Origin of the sequence: Haloechinothrix sp. LS1_15 (assembly GCF_033042135.1) — a bacterium.
Lineage (GTDB): Bacteria > Actinomycetota > Actinomycetes > Mycobacteriales > Pseudonocardiaceae > Haloechinothrix.
Map to the genome: position 1 here is coordinate 1 of NZ_WBXM01000029.1, position 825 is coordinate 825.

Sequence of the window (825 nt, forward strand, 5' to 3'; positions counted from 1 at the left end):
GGTGATCACTAGGCGGGGTTTCTCCCCACCTTCGGCGGGAAGTTTGCCCTCGTCGAGTACGAGCCCGACCATGGCCGCGAACGCGTCACCCTGGCGCTGCTCCGGAGGCCGGGTATCGGGGGTGCCGTCGGTGGCGGGTTGGGGTTTGGCCAGCGGGCTCAGCGCGGTTTCCAGGGCGTGGCCGGTCTCGGCATCCACGATCCCGGCCAGGTTCAGCCGCCCGTCGCGGCGCCAGGACCACCGCAGCTCCCGCCGGGGTTCGGGACGGTCCTCGTCGTCGGGGGGTGGGTCGTCGTCGTGGACATACCGCAGCAGGTGCTTACCCGCCCGCCACACGGCCGGGGCCGTGGCCTGACAGGCCGGCCGCAGCAGATACCCCTCACTCTCCCGGCGGGACGATTCCGGCACATGCTCGGGGATCCGCGAGACCGTCTCGGCCACCGCCTCGGCCTGCCGCACCCCCACCTCGCCGTCACGCAGAGCCTGCGCGGTCTGCGGCGCCGCCGGGGGAACCTCCCCCACCGCGCCGTGGTGGGTGTGACACGCCAGCGCCCGGGCCACCCGCCGCTTCCCCTCGGCCAGATCCACCGGCAACACATCCCGCAACAGCGCGGGCAAGCTACCGGAGCCGTACTCGGCCAACGGCCCCCGATCAGCCATCTCGACCAGGATCTCCCCCTGAATCGCCGCCGCCTGCCGCTGCACCACCTCCAACGCGTGCAGCTGCTCCACCAACCCACCCCGATCCGCCCGCCACCACGCGGTGCCGGGCCCAGGAAGCGCAACCCCCACCCCGCCAACCATCACCCCCACAAAAGAACACAC

At 72.5% G+C, this 825-nt stretch carries 1 protein-coding gene; it reads right to left on the bottom strand.

The features are described from left to right. On the bottom strand, nucleotides 1-732 hold a 732-nt coding region (locus F8178_RS20340; RefSeq protein ID WP_317496467.1), incomplete at its 3' end, for a DUF222 domain-containing protein. Nucleotides 733-825 lie beyond the last annotated feature (93 nt).